Source organism: Lutibacter maritimus (assembly GCF_900116115.1).
In the GTDB taxonomy this organism is placed as follows: Bacteria; Bacteroidota; Bacteroidia; order Flavobacteriales; family Flavobacteriaceae; genus Lutibacter; species Lutibacter maritimus.
The window spans coordinates 7,501-25,989 of sequence record NZ_FOZP01000008.1 but is presented as its reverse complement, the minus strand read 5'-3'; the positions used below and the strand labels follow the sequence as shown (position 1 = coordinate 25,989).

At 29.8% G+C, this 18,489-nt stretch carries 22 protein-coding genes (1 of these 22 only partly in view); 10 read left to right on the top strand and 12 right to left on the bottom strand.

What is annotated here, in order from left to right:
* Position 1: 1 nt before the first annotated feature.
* Together BM335_RS12870 and BM335_RS12865 are read right to left on the bottom strand one after the other, a co-directional pair.
* The gene (locus tag BM335_RS12870) at positions 2-1,624 is read right to left on the bottom strand and encodes a SulP family inorganic anion transporter (protein ID WP_090228671.1); all 1,623 of its coding nucleotides are present in this window, start codon (positions 1,622-1,624) and stop codon (positions 2-4) included.
* A 96-nt stretch (positions 1,625-1,720) separates the two neighbouring features.
* Positions 1,721-2,302, bottom strand: coding sequence for an NUDIX hydrolase (locus tag BM335_RS12865; RefSeq protein ID WP_090229409.1), 582 nt, complete (start codon positions 2,300-2,302; stop codon positions 1,721-1,723).
* A gap of 7 nt (positions 2,303-2,309) precedes the next feature.
* Here BM335_RS12865 and pyrE point away from each other — a divergent pair, with 7 nt between their 5' ends.
* Together pyrE and BM335_RS12855 are read left to right on the top strand one after the other, a co-directional pair.
* A complete protein-coding gene (gene pyrE, locus BM335_RS12860) occupies positions 2,310-2,951 on the top strand; it encodes an orotate phosphoribosyltransferase (RefSeq protein ID WP_090228666.1) in 642 nt (213 codons plus the stop codon).
* A 7-nt stretch (positions 2,952-2,958) separates the two neighbouring features.
* Entirely contained in the window at positions 2,959-3,348 is a 390-nt protein-coding gene (locus BM335_RS12855) for an orotate phosphoribosyltransferase (protein WP_090229406.1), read from the top strand.
* A 15-nt stretch (positions 3,349-3,363) separates the two neighbouring features.
* Here BM335_RS12855 and BM335_RS12850 read toward each other — a convergent pair whose 3' ends face one another.
* Positions 3,364-4,101: a biotin--[acetyl-CoA-carboxylase] ligase gene (locus BM335_RS12850; RefSeq protein ID WP_090228661.1), complete on the bottom strand. Its 738-nt coding sequence runs from the start codon at positions 4,099-4,101 to the stop codon at positions 3,364-3,366.
* A gap of 87 nt (positions 4,102-4,188) precedes the next feature.
* On the opposite strand from BM335_RS12850, the gene rsfS reads away from it, so the two are divergent.
* The 7 genes from rsfS to BM335_RS12815 are packed head-to-tail and all read left to right on the top strand — an operon-like array spanning position 4,189 to position 9,539.
* Complete coding sequence (gene rsfS / locus BM335_RS12845; protein ID WP_090228658.1) at positions 4,189-4,551, top strand: ribosome silencing factor; 363 nt, start codon at positions 4,189-4,191, stop codon at positions 4,549-4,551.
* A 37-nt stretch (positions 4,552-4,588) separates the two neighbouring features.
* Positions 4,589-6,553: an ATP-dependent zinc metalloprotease FtsH gene (ftsH, locus tag BM335_RS12840; RefSeq protein ID WP_090228653.1), complete on the top strand. Its 1,965-nt coding sequence runs from the start codon at positions 4,589-4,591 to the stop codon at positions 6,551-6,553.
* A 43-nt stretch (positions 6,554-6,596) separates the two neighbouring features.
* A complete protein-coding gene (locus tag BM335_RS12835; RefSeq protein ID WP_090228649.1) occupies positions 6,597-7,184 on the top strand; it encodes a hypothetical protein in 588 nt (195 codons plus the stop codon).
* A gap of 3 nt (positions 7,185-7,187) precedes the next feature.
* Positions 7,188-8,003, top strand: coding sequence for a phosphatidate cytidylyltransferase (locus BM335_RS12830; protein ID WP_090228645.1), 816 nt, complete (start codon positions 7,188-7,190; stop codon positions 8,001-8,003).
* A gap of 2 nt (positions 8,004-8,005) precedes the next feature.
* Complete coding sequence (locus tag BM335_RS12825) at positions 8,006-8,656, top strand: phosphatidylserine decarboxylase family protein (protein ID WP_090228640.1); 651 nt, start codon at positions 8,006-8,008, stop codon at positions 8,654-8,656.
* A gap of 17 nt (positions 8,657-8,673) precedes the next feature.
* Positions 8,674-8,937 carry an acyl-CoA-binding protein gene (locus BM335_RS12820; RefSeq protein WP_090228638.1) on the top strand — a complete coding sequence of 88 codons (264 nt, stop codon included), beginning with the start codon at positions 8,674-8,676 and terminating at the stop codon, positions 8,935-8,937.
* Positions 8,934-9,539: a YceI family protein gene (locus BM335_RS12815; RefSeq protein ID WP_090228634.1), complete on the top strand. Its 606-nt coding sequence runs from the start codon at positions 8,934-8,936 to the stop codon at positions 9,537-9,539. Before BM335_RS12820 ends, BM335_RS12815 begins: the two co-directional genes overlap by 4 nt.
* Positions 9,540-9,554: 15 nt before the next feature.
* Here BM335_RS12815 and BM335_RS12810 read toward each other — a convergent pair whose 3' ends face one another.
* The 7 genes from BM335_RS12810 to BM335_RS12780 form a co-directional block, all read right to left on the bottom strand.
* Positions 9,555-10,772, bottom strand: coding sequence for a bifunctional folylpolyglutamate synthase/dihydrofolate synthase (locus BM335_RS12810; RefSeq protein WP_090228631.1), 1,218 nt, complete (start codon positions 10,770-10,772; stop codon positions 9,555-9,557).
* A 6-nt stretch (positions 10,773-10,778) separates the two neighbouring features.
* On the bottom strand, positions 10,779-11,564 hold the full coding sequence (locus tag BM335_RS12805; RefSeq protein ID WP_245780672.1) for an energy transducer TonB family protein: 786 nt from the start codon (positions 11,562-11,564) through the stop codon (positions 10,779-10,781).
* A 61-nt stretch (positions 11,565-11,625) separates the two neighbouring features.
* Positions 11,626-12,018: an ExbD/TolR family protein gene (locus BM335_RS12800; protein ID WP_090228625.1), complete on the bottom strand. Its 393-nt coding sequence runs from the start codon at positions 12,016-12,018 to the stop codon at positions 11,626-11,628.
* Position 12,019: 1 nt separating this feature from the next.
* Positions 12,020-12,712, bottom strand: coding sequence for a MotA/TolQ/ExbB proton channel family protein (locus BM335_RS12795; protein WP_177219216.1), 693 nt, complete (start codon positions 12,710-12,712; stop codon positions 12,020-12,022).
* Between the two features lie 99 nt (positions 12,713-12,811).
* Positions 12,812-14,176 (bottom strand): sodium:proton antiporter NhaD, encoded by a 1,365-nt coding sequence (nhaD, locus tag BM335_RS12790; protein ID WP_090228622.1) that lies wholly within the window; start codon positions 14,174-14,176, stop codon positions 12,812-12,814.
* Positions 14,177-14,183: 7 nt separating this feature from the next.
* Complete coding sequence (locus BM335_RS12785) at positions 14,184-15,416, bottom strand: Glu/Leu/Phe/Val dehydrogenase dimerization domain-containing protein (protein WP_090228619.1); 1,233 nt, start codon at positions 15,414-15,416, stop codon at positions 14,184-14,186.
* 148 nt (positions 15,417-15,564) lie between these two features.
* Positions 15,565-16,638: an anhydro-N-acetylmuramic acid kinase gene (locus BM335_RS12780; protein ID WP_090228616.1), complete on the bottom strand. Its 1,074-nt coding sequence runs from the start codon at positions 16,636-16,638 to the stop codon at positions 15,565-15,567.
* A 107-nt stretch (positions 16,639-16,745) separates the two neighbouring features.
* On the opposite strand from BM335_RS12780, the gene BM335_RS12775 reads away from it, so the two are divergent.
* On the top strand, positions 16,746-17,888 hold the full coding sequence (locus tag BM335_RS12775) for an acyl-CoA dehydrogenase (protein ID WP_090228612.1): 1,143 nt from the start codon (positions 16,746-16,748) through the stop codon (positions 17,886-17,888).
* A gap of 127 nt (positions 17,889-18,015) precedes the next feature.
* Here BM335_RS12775 and BM335_RS12770 read toward each other — a convergent pair whose 3' ends face one another.
* Both BM335_RS12770 and BM335_RS12765 read right to left on the bottom strand, forming a co-directional pair.
* A complete protein-coding gene (locus BM335_RS12770; protein ID WP_090228607.1) occupies positions 18,016-18,453 on the bottom strand; it encodes a LexA family protein in 438 nt (145 codons plus the stop codon).
* 2 nt (positions 18,454-18,455) lie between these two features.
* Positions 18,456-18,489 carry the final stretch of a Y-family DNA polymerase gene (locus BM335_RS12765; RefSeq protein ID WP_090228604.1) on the bottom strand. It continues 1,220 nt past the right edge of the window, so only the last 34 of its 1,254 coding nucleotides appear in the window; its start codon lies beyond the right edge, outside the window — the gene reads right to left on this strand; it ends in the stop codon at positions 18,456-18,458.

Below are 18,489 nucleotides of genomic sequence, written 5' to 3'. Positions count from 1 at the left end.
GTTACTTTTCAAACAAACCTTTAGTAAAACTTTCAGGATTTGCAGCTAAATGGTAACGAGGATCATCAATATCTTCAACTATTACTTCTCTAAATTTAGGACTAGATTTATACAATAACTCTTTACATTCTTCACTTAAATGCTTTAGATGAATTTGTTTGCCAACAGCTTCATATTTTTCCACAATATTAAAAATAGCTTCTAAAGCAGAATGATCACTAACTCTTGATTCAACAAAATCAATTTCTACAGAATCTGGATCATTTTTTACATCAAATTTTTCATTAAAAGTTGCTATAGACCCAAAAAATAATGGCCCCCAAATTTCATAAATTTTAGTGCCATCATCTTTCATTCTTTTTCTAGCTCTAATTCTGGTTGCATTTTCCCAAGAAAACACTAGAGCACTAACAATTACACCTGCAATTACAGCAATTGCCAAATCGAAAATAACTGTTAATGATGAAACTAGTATTAAAACAAATAAATCGGTTTTTGGAATTTTATTCAATATTCTAAAACTACTCCAGGCAAATGTTCCTATAACTACCATAAACATTACTCCAACCAATGCTGCAATTGGAACTTGCTCTATATAAGAAGATCCGAAAAGAATAAACATTAACAACATTACTGCTGCCACAATTCCTGATAATCTTCCTCTTCCTCCACCTTTAATATTTATTATTGATTGCCCAATCATTGCACAACCACCCATTCCACCAAACAACCCTGTTACCACATTGGCGCTACCTTGTGCAATACATTCTTTATTAGTATTTCCTCTTGTTTCAGTTAAATCATCAATTAAATTAAGCGTCATTAACGATTCAATTAAACCAATTGCAGCTAAAATTAACGCATAAGGCAAAATAAATTTTATAGTTTCAATTGTAAAAGGGACTTTAGCAAAAGTTTCAAAATTTGGCATTGGAAAACCACCTTTTAATCCTTCCCCGCCACCATCTCTAATAAATGAACCAACTGTTGCAACATCTAAATTTGCAAAAATAACAATAGAACTAACAACTAAAATTGCAATTAAAGCCTCAGGTAATTTTTTAGCTTGTTTAATTTGAGGTAAACCCCACATGATTAACATAGTTAATGCTACCAAACCAATCATTAAAAACAACTGATGTCCTTGCAACCAAACTTTTTCACCTCCAACATTTTCTTTAAACATTCCTAATTGTGATAAGAAAATAACAATTGCTAAACCGTTTACAAAACCCATCATTACTGGATGAGGAATTAACCGCACAAATTTTCCAAGTTTTAAAACTCCTGCAAAAATTTGGATAATCCCCATTAAAATTACGGTAGCAAACAAATAATACAATCCTAAATTTTCGCCTTCCATTCCCATTGCATTTCCCTCAGCTACTAGACTAACCATTACTACAGCTAATGCGCCAGTTGCCCCAGAAATCATACCTGGTCTTCCACCAAAAATCGAAGTAATTAATCCAATCATAAATGCAGCGTATAAACCAATTAAAGGATCTACACCTGCAACAAAAGCAAATGCAACTGCTTCTGGCACTAATGCTAAAGCCACGGTTATTCCAGATAAAACATCATTTCTTACATTACTTACTCTCTTCTCAATAAATTCTGTCATAGTGTGTAATTTTCAAAAAGCGGCAAATATAAGGATTTTAATTTTGGTGATTTATTTAATAAAGTTTCAATCAAATAAGAAAAAAATAAAAAAATATTAAAATAATAACTTTATGTTTTCGTAAGTATTTTCTAACGCAGTTTTTGTTTCTTCCAAATTTTTAAAAACAACTTTTTCAATATCTTCTTCAGTTTGAGGTATTAATTGTCCTTCAAAACAGGTTTTCATTAAATACCAATAGGTGACTTTTAAAATAGTTTTATTTTTTCGTTCAAAAATATGGTAGGTTGTTTCTAGTTGTTTCTCAATTTTCAAATTTTCTATTCCGCACTCTTCTTCAACCTCTCTAATGGCACATTCTTGTTTTTTTTCGCCTTTATTCATTTTACCTTTTGGCAAATCCCATTTCTGAAATCTATAAATAAAAAGCACTTCATTATTTGCATTTAAAACTTTACCTCCTGCAGCTTTTTGAATTTTAAAATAACTTTTAAACTGTTTCCAACAACTTTTTAAATTACTACATAACAAGCAAATACCCTCTAAATTATTATTAAAAATTGATTGAACAATTTCAGGAATAGAAACATCATCAAAATTAACTTTCTTAAATTTTGTTGAAATATTATTATTTTCTGTCAAAATTATTGGACAGTCATTCACAAAAACTTTATACATTTGCATTATGATTAAGAACAAAGATACTGCAAAAAAAACTGCTGAACTTTTATTACAAATAAAAGCTATTAAATTACAGCCAAATGATCCATTTACTTGGGCATCTGGATGGAATTCACCAATTTATTGCGACAATAGAACTACGTTATCGTTTCCAAAAATAAGAAATTATTTGAGAGAAAACCTAGCAAATTTAATTGAGCAAGAATATGGAAAACCTGATGTAATTGCAGGAGTAGCAACAGGCGCCATTGCTATTGGTGTGTTAGTTGCACAACATTTAAATGTTCCTTTTGTTTATGTTAGACCTGAGCCAAAATCTCATGGCAGAAAAAATCAGGTGGAAGGTTTATTGGAAAAAAATAAAAATGTTGTTGTTGTTGAAGATTTAATTAGTACTGGAAAAAGTAGTTTAAATGCTGTTGAAGCATTGAAACAAGCCGGGGCAAATGTAAAGGGAATGGTAGCAATTTTTTCGTATGGATTTCAAATTGCCAATGATAATTTTTTAAATGCAAATGTTAAATTAAATACGTTAAGTGATTATGATCACTTGTTAGAGCAATCTTTAGATAGTAGTTATATTTCAGAAAATGAATTAGAAACACTTAAAAAGTGGAGAGAAAACCCAAGTGTTTGGAACAAATAATAATATTATGAATTTAGAAACTAAAAAAACAGTAATAAATAAATCTCAAAAGGATTTTTTTGAATTTTTAACAGACCTAAGTAATTTTAAACAGCTAATGCCAGAAAACACAGATAAATTTGAAGTTGATGGCGAATCGTTTATTTTTAGTTTAAAAGGAATGCCCGAAATAAGATTGGTAATTAAAGAAAAACAAGAATTTGATAAAATTGTTTTAGGAGCTGCAAGTAGTAAATTAAACTTTTCACTAACAGCTTTAATAAGCCAAGTTACTGAAACTAGCTGTGAAACTCAACTTTTGTTTAATGGTGATTTTAACCCAATGATGGCAATGATGGTAAAAAGTCCGTTGCAAAAGTTTATTGATACGCTTACAGAAAACGCAAGTAAACTTTAATAAATAATAACTTTTTTAACGACTCGCAAATTTAATTTCTTTCAAGTTAAATTTGCGAGTTTTTTCATTTTCTAACTCTATAACTAACTGACCTTCAACAGAAATATTAACAATTTTCCCCATAAAAACTGTATTATTTTTATCAACAAACATAGCTGGAATTTTATATTTGTAAAGTGTATTCATATACATCTCTTTCAATTTTAAAAACTCTTTCCTATAAATAAATTCAACAAAATATTCAATAGAATTTACAACATCTATTAATAATTTTTCTTTATCAATTTCAACAGATGAAATGTTTTTTAATGATGTCACATGTTCAATTTCTTTTGAAAAATTTGTTTGGTTCACGTTTAATCCGATACCTATAACTGAATTTTTTATAAAATTTCCAACAATGCTATTTTCAATTAAAATACCCGCAACTTTATCTTTATCTGCCAAAATGTCGTTAGGCCATTTAATGTAAAAAGTAGCCTCAAACTGCTTTTTTAAAACAACCAAAACAGCCAATGAAACAGCCATACTTAAGTAAAATTGCTGCGTTATTTTAAAATCTAAAAACTTAATTAAAATACTAAATGTCAGGTTTTTACCTTGTTCAGACTCCCAAACAGTACCTAACTGACCTCTTCCACTAGTTTGCTTTTCGGCTAAAACAACAGTAAAGCTTTCAAAATTGTTTTTAACTGCATTCTCCTTTATGTAAGAATTAGTAGAATCAATGGCATTAAGTTTGATAATATTCATTTAAATAATTGTAATTTCACCAAAGTTACTTAAAACATATTTTATTATAAAAAAATAATAACTTTGCAGCAAACTAAAATAAAATTAATGAGTAAAAAAAATATAAGCGCAGACGATCAAATAGCAGTAATTTTAAAGGCTATTGATGAATTAAAAGGAGTTGATATTCAAATTTTAGATTTGAGAGAAATTGAAAATACTGTTTGTGATTATTTTATAATCTGTTCTGGAACTTCAAATACACACGTAAATGCAATTTCAGGAAGTATCCAAAAACAAGTAGGTAAATTGGTTAAAGAAAAACCTTGGCATGTTGAAGGCGAAGGATTAGCTGAGTGGATTTTAATAGATTATGTTAATATTGTAGTACACGTTTTTCAAAAAAGAATTCGTGAATATTATGATATTGAGAGTTTATGGGGCGATGCTAAAATCACACAAATTGCTTAATAAAATTATAAGTTTAAAAAACTTTAAAAAAAACTAAATGAGTCAGGAAAACAAGAATACTTCAAATACCAAAATTAAACCTCCTAAATTCAATTTTTATTGGATATATGGAATTATTTTTGCACTAATAATTGGCTATCAGCTATTTAGTAGCGACAGCATGTCATCAAAAAATTTATCTCAAAATGAGTTTGAAACTATTTTGGAAGATAATGATATAGAAAAAATTGTAATTGTAAATAAAGATATTGCAAATATTTTTATTAAAAAAGATGCTTTAGATAAAGAAAAACATAAAAAAAATGTAAGTTCAATTTACGCAAGTAACTCGCCAATGTATTACTATAATTTTGGTGATTTGAAAAATTTTGAAGATCAATTAAAACTTACAAAACAAGAAAATTCTTTAGATTTTGACCTTAAAAATGAAGAGCAAACAAACTTTTTAGAACAAATATTTATGTACTTACCTTTTATATTTTTAATTGGTTTGTGGATATATTTTATGAGAAGAATGTCTGGCGGAGGCTCTGGTGGAGGTGGACAAATATTTAGCATTGGAAAATCTAAAGCAAAATTATTTGATGAAAATCAAAAAGTAAAAACATCATTTAAAGACGTTGCAGGTTTAGAAGGCGCAAAAGAAGAAGTACAAGAAATTGTAGACTTTTTAAAAAGCCCAGATAAATATACATCATTAGGAGGTAAAATTCCTAAAGGAGCATTACTTGTTGGACCTCCTGGAACAGGAAAAACATTATTAGCTAAAGCAGTTGCTGGTGAAGCTGGTGTTCCGTTTTTCTCTTTATCTGGTTCAGATTTTGTTGAAATGTTTGTTGGCGTTGGTGCTTCAAGAGTACGTGATTTATTTAAACAAGCACAACAAAAATCTCCTTCAATTATATTTATTGATGAAATTGATGCTATTGGACGCGCAAGAGGTAAAAATAATATGACTGGCGGAAATGATGAACGCGAAAACACATTAAACCAATTATTAACTGAAATGGATGGTTTTGGAACAGACACCAATGTAATTGTAATTGCAGCTACAAACCGTGCTGACGTTTTAGATAAAGCCTTAATGAGAGCAGGAAGGTTTGACCGTCAAATATATGTTGATTTACCAGATTTAAAAGAACGCGCCGAAATTTTTAAAGTTCATTTAAAACCAATAAAGCTGGATAAAGATGCAGATATTGAATTTTTATCACAACAAACTCCAGGTTTTTCAGGAGCTGATATTGCTAACTTGTGTAATGAAGCCGCTTTAATTGCAGCCAGAAAAGGTAAAAAAGCCGTGCATCATCAAGATTTTTTAGATGCAGTTGATAGAATTGTAGGAGGTTTAGAAAAAAAGAATAAAATTATATCACCAAGAGAAAAGAAAACTATTGCTTTTCATGAAGCTGGACACGCAACAGCAAGTTGGATGTTAGAACACGCAGCTCCATTGGTAAAAGTTACTATAGTTCCACGTGGACAATCATTAGGAGCCGCTTGGTATTTACCAGAAGAACGTCAAATTGTGTTAGCAGAACAGATGCTAGACGAAATGTGTGCTACTTTAGCAGGAAGAGCAGCTGAAAAATTAATGTTTGATAAAATTTCAACAGGTGCTTTAAATGATCTTGAAAAAATTACACGTCAAGCTAGAGCAATGGTTACGGTTTATGGATTAAATGATAAAATTGGAAATATCACTTATTATGATTCATCAGGGCAATCTGAATACAGCTTCACAAAGCCATACAGTGAAGAAACTGCACAAGTAATTGATAAGGAAATTTCTGAGCTTATTGAAGTTCAATACCAAAGAGCTATTAAAATTTTAAGTGATAATAAAGATAAATTAATAACACTAGCAGAACTTTTATTAGAGAAAGAAGTAATATTTAAAAACGATTTAGAAGTAATTTTTGGAAAAAGACCTTTTGAAAAAGAAGTTTTTCATTCAGAAGATTCATCTAAAACTGAAAATTCATCAGAAACTGTTGAATAAATTGATAAGTTTTTTATAATTTTGAAATTATTCAAAATAAATAATGAGTTTTTTCAAAAAATTATTTAATGCCCCAAAGCAACCTGAACCTGAAGATGAGTCTTTAGATGTTCAAAATTTATCGTTAGATCAAATATTTGTCCAAAATTTTATCAAAAATAATGGTAAATTTTTGTATTGCACTTCCCTACAAGAAGTTACGCAACACTTAGCAAATATTATTCAAGAAAACTCTTGGGAATCTATTATTTGTAATGATACTGATTTAATGAAACTTATAAAAACTGTAAATGTAAAAACAGTTGAAAAATTGAGTAATGATTTTCCTCTTTTTACATCCTGTGAGCATTTAATAGCAGAAAATGGAAGTATATTATTCTCTTCAAATCAATTAAAAGAATTTAAAATAGCTGATCTTTCTGAAAATTTTATAGTGTACGCTACAACAAGTCAATTAGTTAAAACTAAAGGAGAAAGTTTAACAGGAATAAAAACACGTTACCAAGGAAACATTCCAAGTAATATAAGTGCAATAAAAAATTATAATCCAAATTTTGAAGAAACTGATTTTATGAGTTATGGCAGTTCCAATGCAAAAAACTTATATTTATTGCTGTTTGAAGATTTATAACTTATGAGAAAACTTTTTAAACGTGCACTCTCAGGAATTATTTTTGTAAGTGTTTTAATATTTTGTATCCTTTTTAGTAAAATATCTTTTATTAGCTTATTTTTTGTTTTAATGATTTTCTGCTTATATGAATTCAAAAAAATGATTGGCTTAAAAAGTATTTTCCCATATATCATTGGTATTTTAGTTTTTATATTTGGAAACATTTTAAATGTTGAAGATTTACCTTCAATAATGATTTTTGAATATGTAGGTGTTGCTTTATTTTTAACCATATTTATGTCTTTTGCTTCCATTTTATTTGCTAAAAAAGAAGAAGTTATAAGTCATTTAGGTAAAATATTTTTAACCATTATATACATAGTAGTACCTTTTACTTTAATTGTACAGATCCCGTTTTTAAACGCTACTTTTAATTATGTAAACTCTACTATTTTAGGTGTTTTTATTTTAATTTGGACCAACGATACTTTTGCTTTTTTAGTAGGTAAAAATTTTGGAAAACATAAGCTTTTAGAACGTATTTCGCCCAACAAAACCATTGAAGGATTTATAGGCGGAATGGTTGCAACCTTTCTTGCCAGTTTTGTTATTGCAAATCAATTTACAACACATTCAATAACCCAATGGGTTGTAATTGCAGGAATTGTTAGTATATTTGGTGTATTAGGTGATTTAATAGAATCAATGTTTAAAAGACAAGCTGGAGTTAAAGACAGTAGCAACTTTATTCCAGGTCACGGAGGCTTTTTAGACAGATTTGATAGCGTTATATTTGCTGCGCCATTTATATTTATTTACTTACAAATTATACAATAAATATGTTTCATAAAGAAGGTTATAAAATAATTTTAATAGCAACTTTTACTGTTGGTTTAGGCATAATTTTAATAGATAGTTTTGTTGTAATAAATTGGTTAAATAAACTTTTAGCTGTTTGCTTATTAATATTTTATATAACTATCTTACAATTTTTTAGAAACCCAAAAAGAAACACTCAACTAAGTGATAACGCAATAATTGCCCCAGTTGATGGAAAAGTTGTTGTAATTGAAGAAGTTTTTGAAAAAGAATATTTTAATGAAAATCGCATACAAGTTTCCATATTTATGTCTCCTTTAAATGTTCATGTTACTAGATACCCAATTAGTGGAGAAATAAAATATAGTAAATATCACCCAGGAAAATACTTAGTAGCATGGCACCCAAAAGCTTCTGAAGAAAATGAAAGAACAACGGTTGTAATAGAAAATAAAGTAATAGGAGAAATTTTATACAGACAAATAGCAGGTGCTTTGGCAAAAAGAATTGTAAATTACGCTCAACCAAAAATGAATGTTATTCAAGGAACTGATGCTGGTTTTATCAAATTTGGATCTAGAGTAGATTTATTTTTACCTTTAACCGCAGCTATTAAAGTGAATTTAAATGACAAGGTTAAGGGAGGTGAGCAAATTATTGCTATGCTGTAAATTAAATTCTTTAATTCATGAAAACAGCGTTAGATATCCAGTTTGAAGAAGCCTATGAGGTTGCATCTTCAACAAAAATTAAACTCCCTCCAGATATAATGCTTCAATTTTATGCTTACTATAAACAAGCAACAAAAGGAAACAATTATGAAGAACCATCAGGAGATGTGGAGCTAAGAAATGCTTTTAAACTAAATGCTTGGTTTCAGCTAAATCATCTATCTGAAAAAGAAGCAAAACAAAAATATATAGAACTCGTAAATAAATATTTAAAATCATGATAAAAAAAGTAATTACATTAAGTTTTTTAATTTTAGTTATTTTCTTTTCTTGCAAAGAAACACCTAAAAAAGAAATTGAAAATAAAGCTAAAACATTTACAATTGATTCAAAAACTACATCAATAAAATGGATCGCTTATAAAACAACTAGTAAAGTTCCTGTTAAGGGTGAATTTACCGAAGTTGAAATTGATAGTTTAAAAACTGGAAATACAGCAATAGAAACTTTAAATAATTTAAAATTTAAAATTCCTGTTAATAGTTTACATACTAATGACACAATTAGAGATGGTAAGCTAAAAAAATTCTTTTTTGGCACTATGGAAAATACCACTAATATTTTAGGAGAAATTCATATGCAAAATGAAAATTCTGGCTCTGTTGATATAACAATGAATGGAATTACACAAACACTACCTATAACTTATGTTGTTGACGGACAAATGGTCACAATTGAAGCTGTTATGGATTTAGACAATTGGAAAGCGCAAGCAGCTATTACAGCGTTAAATACAGTTTGTGCTGAACTTCATACTGGTGAAGATGGCATTTCTAAAACTTGGAGTGAAGTTAAAATTGAAGTTGCAACTTATTTAAAGTAGCACTAATTTAACTTTTTAAACAACTTCAGCAACTACAAAAGTACTACCACCAATAAAAACCAAATCGTTTTTATTGGTGGCTAATTTTGCGTTTTTATAAGCCTCACTAACTGATAAATAAACATTACCTACTAAATTAAACGCAGCACACTTTTGTTGTAATTCTTTTGCATCTAAACCTCTAGGAATTTCTGGTTTACAAAAATAATAAACTGCATCTTTTGGAAATAAAGGTAAAATAGTTGATAACTCTTTATCATTAACAACGCCAAAAACAAAATGTAATTTATCGTATTTTTCCCCTTTTAACTGATTTAAAACATATAATAATCCTTCTTTATTATGACCTGTATCGCAAATTGCTTTAGGATTTTCACTAATTTGTTGCCATCTTCCAAGTAAACCTGTATGTTTTACAACATTGTTTAAACCATTTTTCAAATTATTATTTGAAATAATATATCCTTTAGAATTTAACACTTCAATTGTTTGAATAACAGTTTTTATATTGTGCTGTTGATATATTCCTTTTAAATCGGATTGGTAGATTTCTTTAATATTTTTTGAAGCTAAATATAACTTTGATTTACATTGTTTCGCTTTTTCTTCAAAAACATGAAAAATTTCATTTTGAAATTCTCCAATAACAACTGGAACTTCATTTTTTATAATTCCAGCTTTTTCAAAAGCAATTTCAGGTAGTGTTTCGCCTAAAAACTGTGTATGATCTAATCCAATATTTGTAATTACAGAAACTTCGGGTGTAATTATGTTAGTAGAATCTAATCTTCCACCTAAACCAACTTCAATAATAGCAATATCTACTTTTTGTTTCGCAAAATATTCAAACGCCAAACCAACTGTCATTTCAAAAAAAGACAAACTATTCATTTCAAAGAACAGCCTATTCTTCTTAATGAAATTAATAACATCTATTTTTCGGATAACTTCTCCATTTATTTTTATACGCTCCCTAAAGTCTTTTAAATGAGGTGAAGTATACAGCCCAACTTTATAACCAGCTTCTTGTAAAACAGATGCTAACATATGACTTGTTGAACCTTTTCCATTGGTGCCAGCAACATGAATGGTTTTAAATCTTGCTTCAGGAAAATTTAAATGCTTAGAGAGTGCAATACTGTTGGTTAAATCTTTTTTAAAAGCTGTTTTTCCTTGCCTTTGAAACATTGGCAATTGTGAAAACATCCAATTTAGGGTGCTATTATAATCCATTAAAAATTATTGTGATAATGAAAATCTGTACTTTATTGTACCAACTTGTTTAGAAGGTGCTTTACTATCTGATGACCATTTAGTTTTTAATGCAGCTTCTTTAGCCTGAGACATTAAGCATGCTGCTGTATTAGTTGAACCTTTAACTCCAGGAGTAGCTTTAATAACATTACCGTTGGTATCAACTTCAATACTAACTACAACTACACCTTCTTCGTCACAAATATAATCTGGTTTTGGTCTGGTTATTGGTTTTCTATTTCCTAATTGATAATCTCCTCCACCGCCATTTCCGCCATTTCCATAATATCCATTTGCATTTGGGTCACCAGTAATTTTACCTTTGTCTCCAGCAGTATTATCATCACCTTCTCCTCCAGTTGCAGTTCCTTTAGAATTGCTTACACCACCAATTAAAGCATCTAATTTTTTTCGTTTAGCATCTTCTTCCGCTTTTTGTTTTGCTATGGCATCTTGCTTAATTTTTTCTAATTTAGCAATTTCATCAGCTCTTTTTTTAGCTTCAATTTGTTTTTTTATTGCAATGGCATCTTCGGTATTTTGTGTAAGTACTTCTTCATTTTTATTAGATGTAGTTTCTGTAACTTGTTCCTCTACAATTTGCTCTTTTCGTTCTGATATTTCCTGAGGAGCAGATTTTAATAGTTCTGTTGGTTGCTTATCTCCCATTCCAACATCTGAAGTTCCAAAATTTACAGCAATTCCATATTCTTCTGGCGGATCGAGATATGTCATTCCAACAAATAATATTGCAACCAATAACAAGCTCATAAGAACACTTGTTATTGCAGCAGACTGCCTTTTATATTTTGTATCTAAAAAATTCAAATCCTTATTTTGGTCTAACGGCTAAAATTACTTTAAATCTGTTTCTATTGGCAATATCCATCACCTTAACAGCATGTTCTATGGGCACACCTTCTTCAGCTCTTAAAATTATTGTTGGGTTTTCTTTCCCTTCTAATAATACTAACAATTCTTGTTCCAAAGTTTCCTCATTAGTTTCTTTATTGTCAATATAATATGCCAGTGCTTTTGTGATACTTACTGAGATCGATTTTTTATTTTCGGTTTTACCACTTGCTTTTGGTAATAAAATATCTAAAGCACTTGTGGTTACTAACGTTGAAGTTATCATAAAAAATATGAGCAATAGAAAAACAATGTCAGTCATTGATGACATGTTGAAGTTAGGATTTACCTTATTTCTTCCTCTAATATCCATATTAAATTGGTTCGTTTAATAAATCTAAAAACTCAACCGATTTCGCCTCCATTTCATAAACTACTTTATTAGTTCTAACTACCAAATGATTGTATTGAACATATGCAATAATACCAACAATTAATCCCGCTACAGTTGTTGTCATAGCTGTATACAAACCATCAGATAACATTTTAATATCTATTTGTCCACCTGCATTGGCTATTTCATGAATAGCAACAATCATTCCAACAACAGTTCCTAAAAATCCTAACATTGGTGCAGCACCTGCAATAGTTGCTAAAACACTTACGTTTTTTTCTAGTTTATATATTTCTAATCTTCCTGCATTTTCAATAGCTGTATGAATATCTGCCAGAGGTTTTCCGATTCTGGAAATTCCTTTTTCAACCAATCGAGCAGCTGGTGAATTTGCTTGAGCACATAGCACTTTAGCCGAATCTAATTTTCCATGCGAAACATGGTCTCTAATTTGGTTCATAAAATTACTATCGGTTTGTGAAGCTGCTTTTATGGCAAAAAAACGTTCAAAATAAATGTACAGTGCCAATGCTAATAAAACCAATAAAATTGCAATGATAATTTGTCCTCCTAAACCACCATCCATTATTAAATTATAAATTGAAAGTGTTTTTTCTTCTGAAATAACTTCACCTATAATTTCATTTGAATCTTGCAGAATTGTTAATATCATAGATTTAATTTTTATTTTATTTTTCTTAAACGAAATAACTACTTGAAAATTGTAATATAACTATTATAAAAAACCCAAGAATGAACTTGGGCTTATTATTTAAAATTGTCTTAAAAACATAAAAGCCAAAGCACCAACCACAAAACCTATAGCTGCTAACCAAGCGATATTTTTAAAATACCAAAAGAAATTAATTTTTTCCATACCCATTGCAACTACTCCAGCAGCCGACCCAATAATAAGCATACTACCACCTGTACCAGCTGAGTATGCAATAAAATGCCAAATATGATCATCTATTGGTTGTTGAAACATTCCCATACTTGCGGCAACTAATGGCACATTATCTACAACAGCAGAACCCAAACCTAACAACATAATAACAACATCAGTATTTGGAATTATTGTTTTTAAATGTTCCGCTCCAATAAATAACATTCCTAAAGATTCAAGTGCAGCTACTGCCATTAAAATACCAAAAAAGAACAATACACTTGGCATTTCAATTCTTGACAATGATTTATGAACAGGACTATGAAATCCGTGCGAATCATCTCCTTCATCATCTATTGCGTGTGATAAACTAAATTGAGATCTACTATAAATTTCTGCAAAAATACCAACAACGGCTAATGATAACATCATACCTACATAAGGTGGTAAATGCGTAATTGTTTTAAATATTGGCACAAATATAATTGCTGATAAGCCTAAATACAACATTGTTGGACCGTATTGACTTTTTGGTGCGGTAGATTCTTCTTCTAAAACTGTTAAATTTCCTTTAAATGGTTTCATAAAAGAAGCTATTAAAACAGGTACAACTACACATAATAAAGAAGGGATAATTAAATATTCTATTAATTTAGCAGAAGTTACTTTTTTCCCAATCCACAACATTGTTGTTGTAACATCACCGATTGGAGACCAAGCTCCACCAGCATTTGCAGCAATAATAATTAAACCTGCAAACCACAAACGCGTTTCTTTTTCATTAATAATTTTTTGAAGAATTGTAATTAAAACAATCGTTGCTGTTAAATTATCTATAATTGCCGATAAAATAAAAGCAAGACTGGCAAAAATCCATAACAGCTTTTTCTTGTTCTTAGTTTTAATATAATTTTTAAATGTGGCAAAACCATCAAAATAATCTATTATTTCAACTATGGTCATTGCTCCTAATAAGAAAAATAAAATTTCAGCTGTTTTTCCTAAATGATGCAATAACGTTTCTTCTAATAAATGATGTTTTTCGGCACTTGTAAAGTTAGAAAACCCATTTATTAATGCATGTGAAGCAGAATCAAACCAATTTGCAAAAGTATCTATACCAAAAGCAACAATTGCCCATAATATAGCCATCATACCTAATGCAGGTATTAATTTATCTAACTTTAAATTGTGTTCAAGAGTTATTGCTAAATAACCTAAAATAAAAATTATTATAATGAGTGTTTCCATATTTATTTTAAACTAATTGATTTAGTGCTATTTCAAAAGCTGTTTTACAAATTTCTTTTTTACTATTATTTTTCTGATAAGTTTTTTCTAATGCTTTTTTTATGGTAGTTGATGTATCTTCAAAAATAGCACTATCTTTCATAGGTAACTCTACTTTAGATTCCATTAAATATGCAAATACTCTTGCAATTCCACAGTTAGAAATAAAATCTGGGAGCAAACTTACTTTTTTATCGGCAAATTCCATAATAGGACCAAAAAATATTTCTTTATCAGCAAAAGGAACATTGGCTCCTGGTGAAATTACTTCTAATCCTGATGCAATCATTTTAGTTACTTGTGCTTCTGTAACCAAACGTGAAGCAGCAGCAGGAATAAATATTTCACTTGGCAAGCTCCAAATTTTCTCATTTATTTCTTCAAAAGGAATTAAACTAGCAGCATTTAACTTATTTTTATCTTTATGTAAAAATAAGTGAGTCATTTCTTCCATTGAAAATCCTTTTTCACTTATTAAACCTCCAGAAATATCTATAATACCAACAACTTTTGCTCCTAATTGTGTTAAGTAATAGGCTGCGGCAGCTCCTACATTTCCAAAACCTTGAATTATGGCCCGTTTACCTTCTATATTACCTCCGTAAATATGGTAATAATGTTTCACAGCTTCGGCAACACCATAACCAGTTAACATATCTGCTACTGTATATTTTTTTGATAAATCTGGTGAGTATTTTTGATCTTCAATAACTTTAATAACTCCGTGACGTAGTTGACCAATTCTGTTAATTTTCTCTGCTTCAGTTGGTTTAAAATGTCCATTAAAAACGCCTTCTTGAGGGTGCCAAACACCACATTCTTCAGTCATTGGAATAACATCGTGAATTTCATCCACATTTAAATCGCCTCCTGTTCCATAATAAAATTTTAACAGCGGAGAAACGGCTTTGTACCAACGTCTTAAAACTTCTTCTTTTCTTGGGTCGTTTGGGTCAAAATTAATACCCGATTTTGCGCCACCAATGGCTGGACCGGATACTGTAAATTTTACTTCCATAGTTTTGGCTAACGAAAGTACTTCATTCATATCTAACCCTTTACGCATTCTTGTTCCTCCACCAGCTGCACCGCCACGTAATGAGTTTATTACTGTCCAACCTTCTGCTTCGGTTTCTTGGTCTTTCCAATGAAACACTATTTCTGGTTGCTTATTCTCGTATTTTTTTAATAATTCTTTCATGTTTTATGTATATAAAATCAATATTCACTTTAACTATTCAACTGTTTACTTTAAATTATTTCCTCCCAAAGGAGGTTACATTTGTGTCATAATTAAAATGATTTAGAATTATTAGCTTGATTAATAATACCAACAAATATAGTGAAAACTATACTTGATTTATGAAGATTTTTCCAGAACTATGGTCTTTTTTTGCTCCTGTTACACTGCTTAAACAATTTATCTTATTTTCACTTCTAAGCAGCCCTAAAAAAGCAAAAATTAAGGCTTCTTTATAGTTAATTATCTTATTGTTAGGAATAACAATGGTATTTTTTGAAGCCTGTTTTAACTCTTCAATTAAAAAGGAATTAAAAGCACCACCTCCAGTTATTAACAAACTTGATGTGGAATTATTATCTAAACAGTTTATAATTTGAAAAACTATATGTGCTACAAAAGTTCTTAAAACATCTTCCACTTTTAATTGATATTTATTAATTATTGGAAAAATAGTTTCTTTTATAAACTCAAAACCTAACGATTTTGGTGTTGCTGCAGTATAAAAAGGAATTGCATTTAATTCGTTTAATAAATTAGCATGAATTCTCCCTTTTTTTGCCAAATTACCATTTTCATCAAAAGGAAAGCCAACTAATTTAGCATAATGATTCATTACAATATTTACCGGACAAACATCAAAAGCAATTCTTTGATCATTTTCTTGAAAAGAAATATTAGCAAATCCACCTAAATTTAAACAATATTTATAAGCAGAAAACAACAATTGATCGCCAATTGGAACTAATGGTGCACCTTGCCCACCAAACACTATATCTTGCGTTCTAAAATCGCAAATTACTTTTAAACCTGTTATAGCACTTATAGTTTGTCCATCACCAATTTGTAACGTATAACCTTCATTTGGTTTATGAAATATGGTATGTCCATGCGAAGCCATAAAATCTACAACTGAAATATTATTTTTAGCAATAAATACATTCACAGCTTCTCCTAAATAAATCCCGTAATTTATGTGTAATTTATTAATTTCATTTTCCGAAGCCGAAAAAGCATTTCTTAAATTATCCTCCCAATTTTTAGTATATGGAATTGTTTCACAATAAATAATTTTAAACTTATAGCCATTTTTACCCAAACAAATTTGTGTATAAACAATATCTAATCCATCTAAAGAGGTACCAGACATTAACCCAATAATATGCCATTTTTTTTCTTTCATTCAAAAAAAGTTACGTTTTCTAATATGTTACATATTTAACAATTTTTTACTTATAAAAGACTTATATTTGATAAAAAGTACTACTAAACATCAAACTATTATCAATTATGGATTTTAACTTATCTGAAGAACAAATAATGATACGCGATGCAGCACGCGATTTTGCTCAAACTGAATTATTACCTGGCGTAATTGAACGCGATGAAAAACAACAATTTCCTGCGGAACAAATAAAAAAAATGGGCGAACTTGGTTTTTTAGGAATGATGGTAGACCCAAAATACGGAGGAAGTGGTTTAGATACTGTTTCTTATGTTTTAGCAATGGAAGAAATTTCAAAAATTGATGCATCGGCCTCTGTTGTAATGTCTGTAAACAACTCATTGGTTTGCTGGGGATTGGAACATTTTGGAACAGAAGACCAAAAACAAAAATATTTAGTTCCTTTAGCCAAAGGAGAAATAATTGGCGCCTTTTGTTTAAGTGAACCAGAAGCTGGTTCTGACGCAACTTCACAAAAAACTACTGCTGTTGATAAAGGAGATTATTATTTACTAAATGGTACCAAAAACTGGATTACAAACGGAAATAATGCCAGTGTTTATTTGGTAATTGCACAAACACATCCCGAAAAAATGCACAAAGGTATAAACGCTTTAATTGTTGAAAAAGGGATGGAAGGTTTTGTTGTGGGCCCAAAAGAAAATAAATTAGGCATTAGAGGTTCTGATACACATTCTTTAATGTTTACCGATGTTAAAGTCCCTAAAGAAAATAGAATTGGAGAAGATGGTTTTGGATTTAAATTTGCTATGAAAACTTTAGCTGGTGGAAGAATTGGAATTGCATCACAAGCTTTGGGAATTGCATCAGGCGCTTACGAATTGGCTTTAAAATATTCTAAAGAGCGTAAAGCTTTTGGCAAAGAAATTAGCAAACATCAAGCTATTGCTTTTAAACTAGCAGATATGGCTGTGCAAATTGAAGCTGCGCGTCACTTATGTATAAAAGCTGCTTGGGAAAAAGATCAAAAACAAAATTACGATTTAAGTGGTGCTATGGCTAAATTATATGCTGCAGAAATGGCTATGCAAGTAACTATTGAGGCAGTACAAATACACGGCGGTTATGGTTTTGTTAAAGAATATCACGTAGAACGCTTAATGCGTGATGCTAAAATTACTCAAATTTATGAAGGTACTTCGGAGATTCAAAAAATTGTAATCTCAAGAAGTATTTTACAAGATTAAAATAAGTGGGCGTGCCGGCAATAAAAATGCCGGCACGTCTTTCACTAAATCTTTTGTGAAATAGGGTAAATAGTTACTGAATTAATAAGAATAAGCCTGTCCTGAGTGCAGTCGAAGGGCTCACGCATTATACTTTTTTTATAATATAAGTTACTATTCCCCATACAATAAACTCATTTTCTTCAGTAACTTTTATAGGCTTATACTTGTTATTTTCTGGCATTAAATAAATACAATATTTTTCAACCTTTAATCGTTTAATGGTAAATTCGCCATCTACCATACACACCGCAATTTTATCATTTCTAGCTTCAATACTTCTATCAATTACTAATAAATCACCATCTTCAATATTTGCATCAATCATAGAATTCCCTCTAACTCTTGCATAAAAAGTTGCATCAACATTTTTAATTAATTCTTTGTCCAAACTAATTCTTATTTCTTTAAAATCTTCTGCAGGAGAAGGAAAACCTGCTGAAATATTTTCATTAATTAAAGGTCTTTCAAAAAATTTATCAGTAGTAGGTTTATAGAATGTCAATTTTTTAGTTTCTCTTACCATTTTCAGTAACATTTTATTTCAATTATTTCGTCAATA

What these genes read in the sequence shown, in the direction of transcription:
- BM335_RS12770 (WP_090228607.1), bottom strand. Translation starts at nt 18,453, where the DNA reads ATGGTAAGAGAAACTAAAAAATTGACATTCTATAAACCTACTACTGAT.
- BM335_RS12795 (WP_177219216.1), bottom strand. Translation starts at nt 12,712, where the DNA reads ATGATATTAACAATTCTGCAAGATTCAAATGAAATTATAGGTGAAGTT.
- BM335_RS12835 (WP_090228649.1), top strand. Translation starts at nt 6,597, where the DNA reads ATGAGTTTTTTCAAAAAATTATTTAATGCCCCAAAGCAACCTGAACCT.
- BM335_RS12810 (WP_090228631.1), bottom strand. Translation starts at nt 10,772, where the DNA reads ATGGATTATAATAGCACCCTAAATTGGATGTTTTCACAATTGCCAATG.
- BM335_RS12815 (WP_090228634.1), top strand. Translation starts at nt 8,934, where the DNA reads ATGATAAAAAAAGTAATTACATTAAGTTTTTTAATTTTAGTTATTTTC.
- BM335_RS12870 (WP_090228671.1), bottom strand. Translation starts at nt 1,624, where the DNA reads ATGACAGAATTTATTGAGAAGAGAGTAAGTAATGTAAGAAATGATGTT.
- ftsH (WP_090228653.1), top strand. Translation starts at nt 4,589, where the DNA reads ATGAGTCAGGAAAACAAGAATACTTCAAATACCAAAATTAAACCTCCT.
- pyrE (WP_090228666.1), top strand. Translation starts at nt 2,310, where the DNA reads ATGATTAAGAACAAAGATACTGCAAAAAAAACTGCTGAACTTTTATTA.
- nhaD (WP_090228622.1), bottom strand. Translation starts at nt 14,176, where the DNA reads ATGGAAACACTCATTATAATAATTTTTATTTTAGGTTATTTAGCAATA.
- rsfS (WP_090228658.1), top strand. Translation starts at nt 4,189, where the DNA reads ATGAGTAAAAAAAATATAAGCGCAGACGATCAAATAGCAGTAATTTTA.
- BM335_RS12820 (WP_090228638.1), top strand. Translation starts at nt 8,674, where the DNA reads ATGAAAACAGCGTTAGATATCCAGTTTGAAGAAGCCTATGAGGTTGCA.
- BM335_RS12830 (WP_090228645.1), top strand. Translation starts at nt 7,188, where the DNA reads ATGAGAAAACTTTTTAAACGTGCACTCTCAGGAATTATTTTTGTAAGT.
- BM335_RS12850 (WP_090228661.1), bottom strand. Translation starts at nt 4,101, where the DNA reads ATGAATATTATCAAACTTAATGCCATTGATTCTACTAATTCTTACATA.
- BM335_RS12865 (WP_090229409.1), bottom strand. Translation starts at nt 2,302, where the DNA reads ATGTATAAAGTTTTTGTGAATGACTGTCCAATAATTTTGACAGAAAAT.
- BM335_RS12825 (WP_090228640.1), top strand. Translation starts at nt 8,006, where the DNA reads ATGTTTCATAAAGAAGGTTATAAAATAATTTTAATAGCAACTTTTACT.
- BM335_RS12805 (WP_245780672.1), bottom strand. Translation starts at nt 11,564, where the DNA reads ATGAGCTTGTTATTGGTTGCAATATTATTTGTTGGAATGACATATCTC.
- BM335_RS12855 (WP_090229406.1), top strand. Translation starts at nt 2,959, where the DNA reads ATGAATTTAGAAACTAAAAAAACAGTAATAAATAAATCTCAAAAGGAT.
- BM335_RS12785 (WP_090228619.1), bottom strand. Translation starts at nt 15,416, where the DNA reads ATGAAAGAATTATTAAAAAAATACGAGAATAAGCAACCAGAAATAGTG.
- BM335_RS12800 (WP_090228625.1), bottom strand. Translation starts at nt 12,018, where the DNA reads ATGGATATTAGAGGAAGAAATAAGGTAAATCCTAACTTCAACATGTCA.
- BM335_RS12775 (WP_090228612.1), top strand. Translation starts at nt 16,746, where the DNA reads ATGGATTTTAACTTATCTGAAGAACAAATAATGATACGCGATGCAGCA.
- BM335_RS12780 (WP_090228616.1), bottom strand. Translation starts at nt 16,638, where the DNA reads ATGAAAGAAAAAAAATGGCATATTATTGGGTTAATGTCTGGTACCTCT.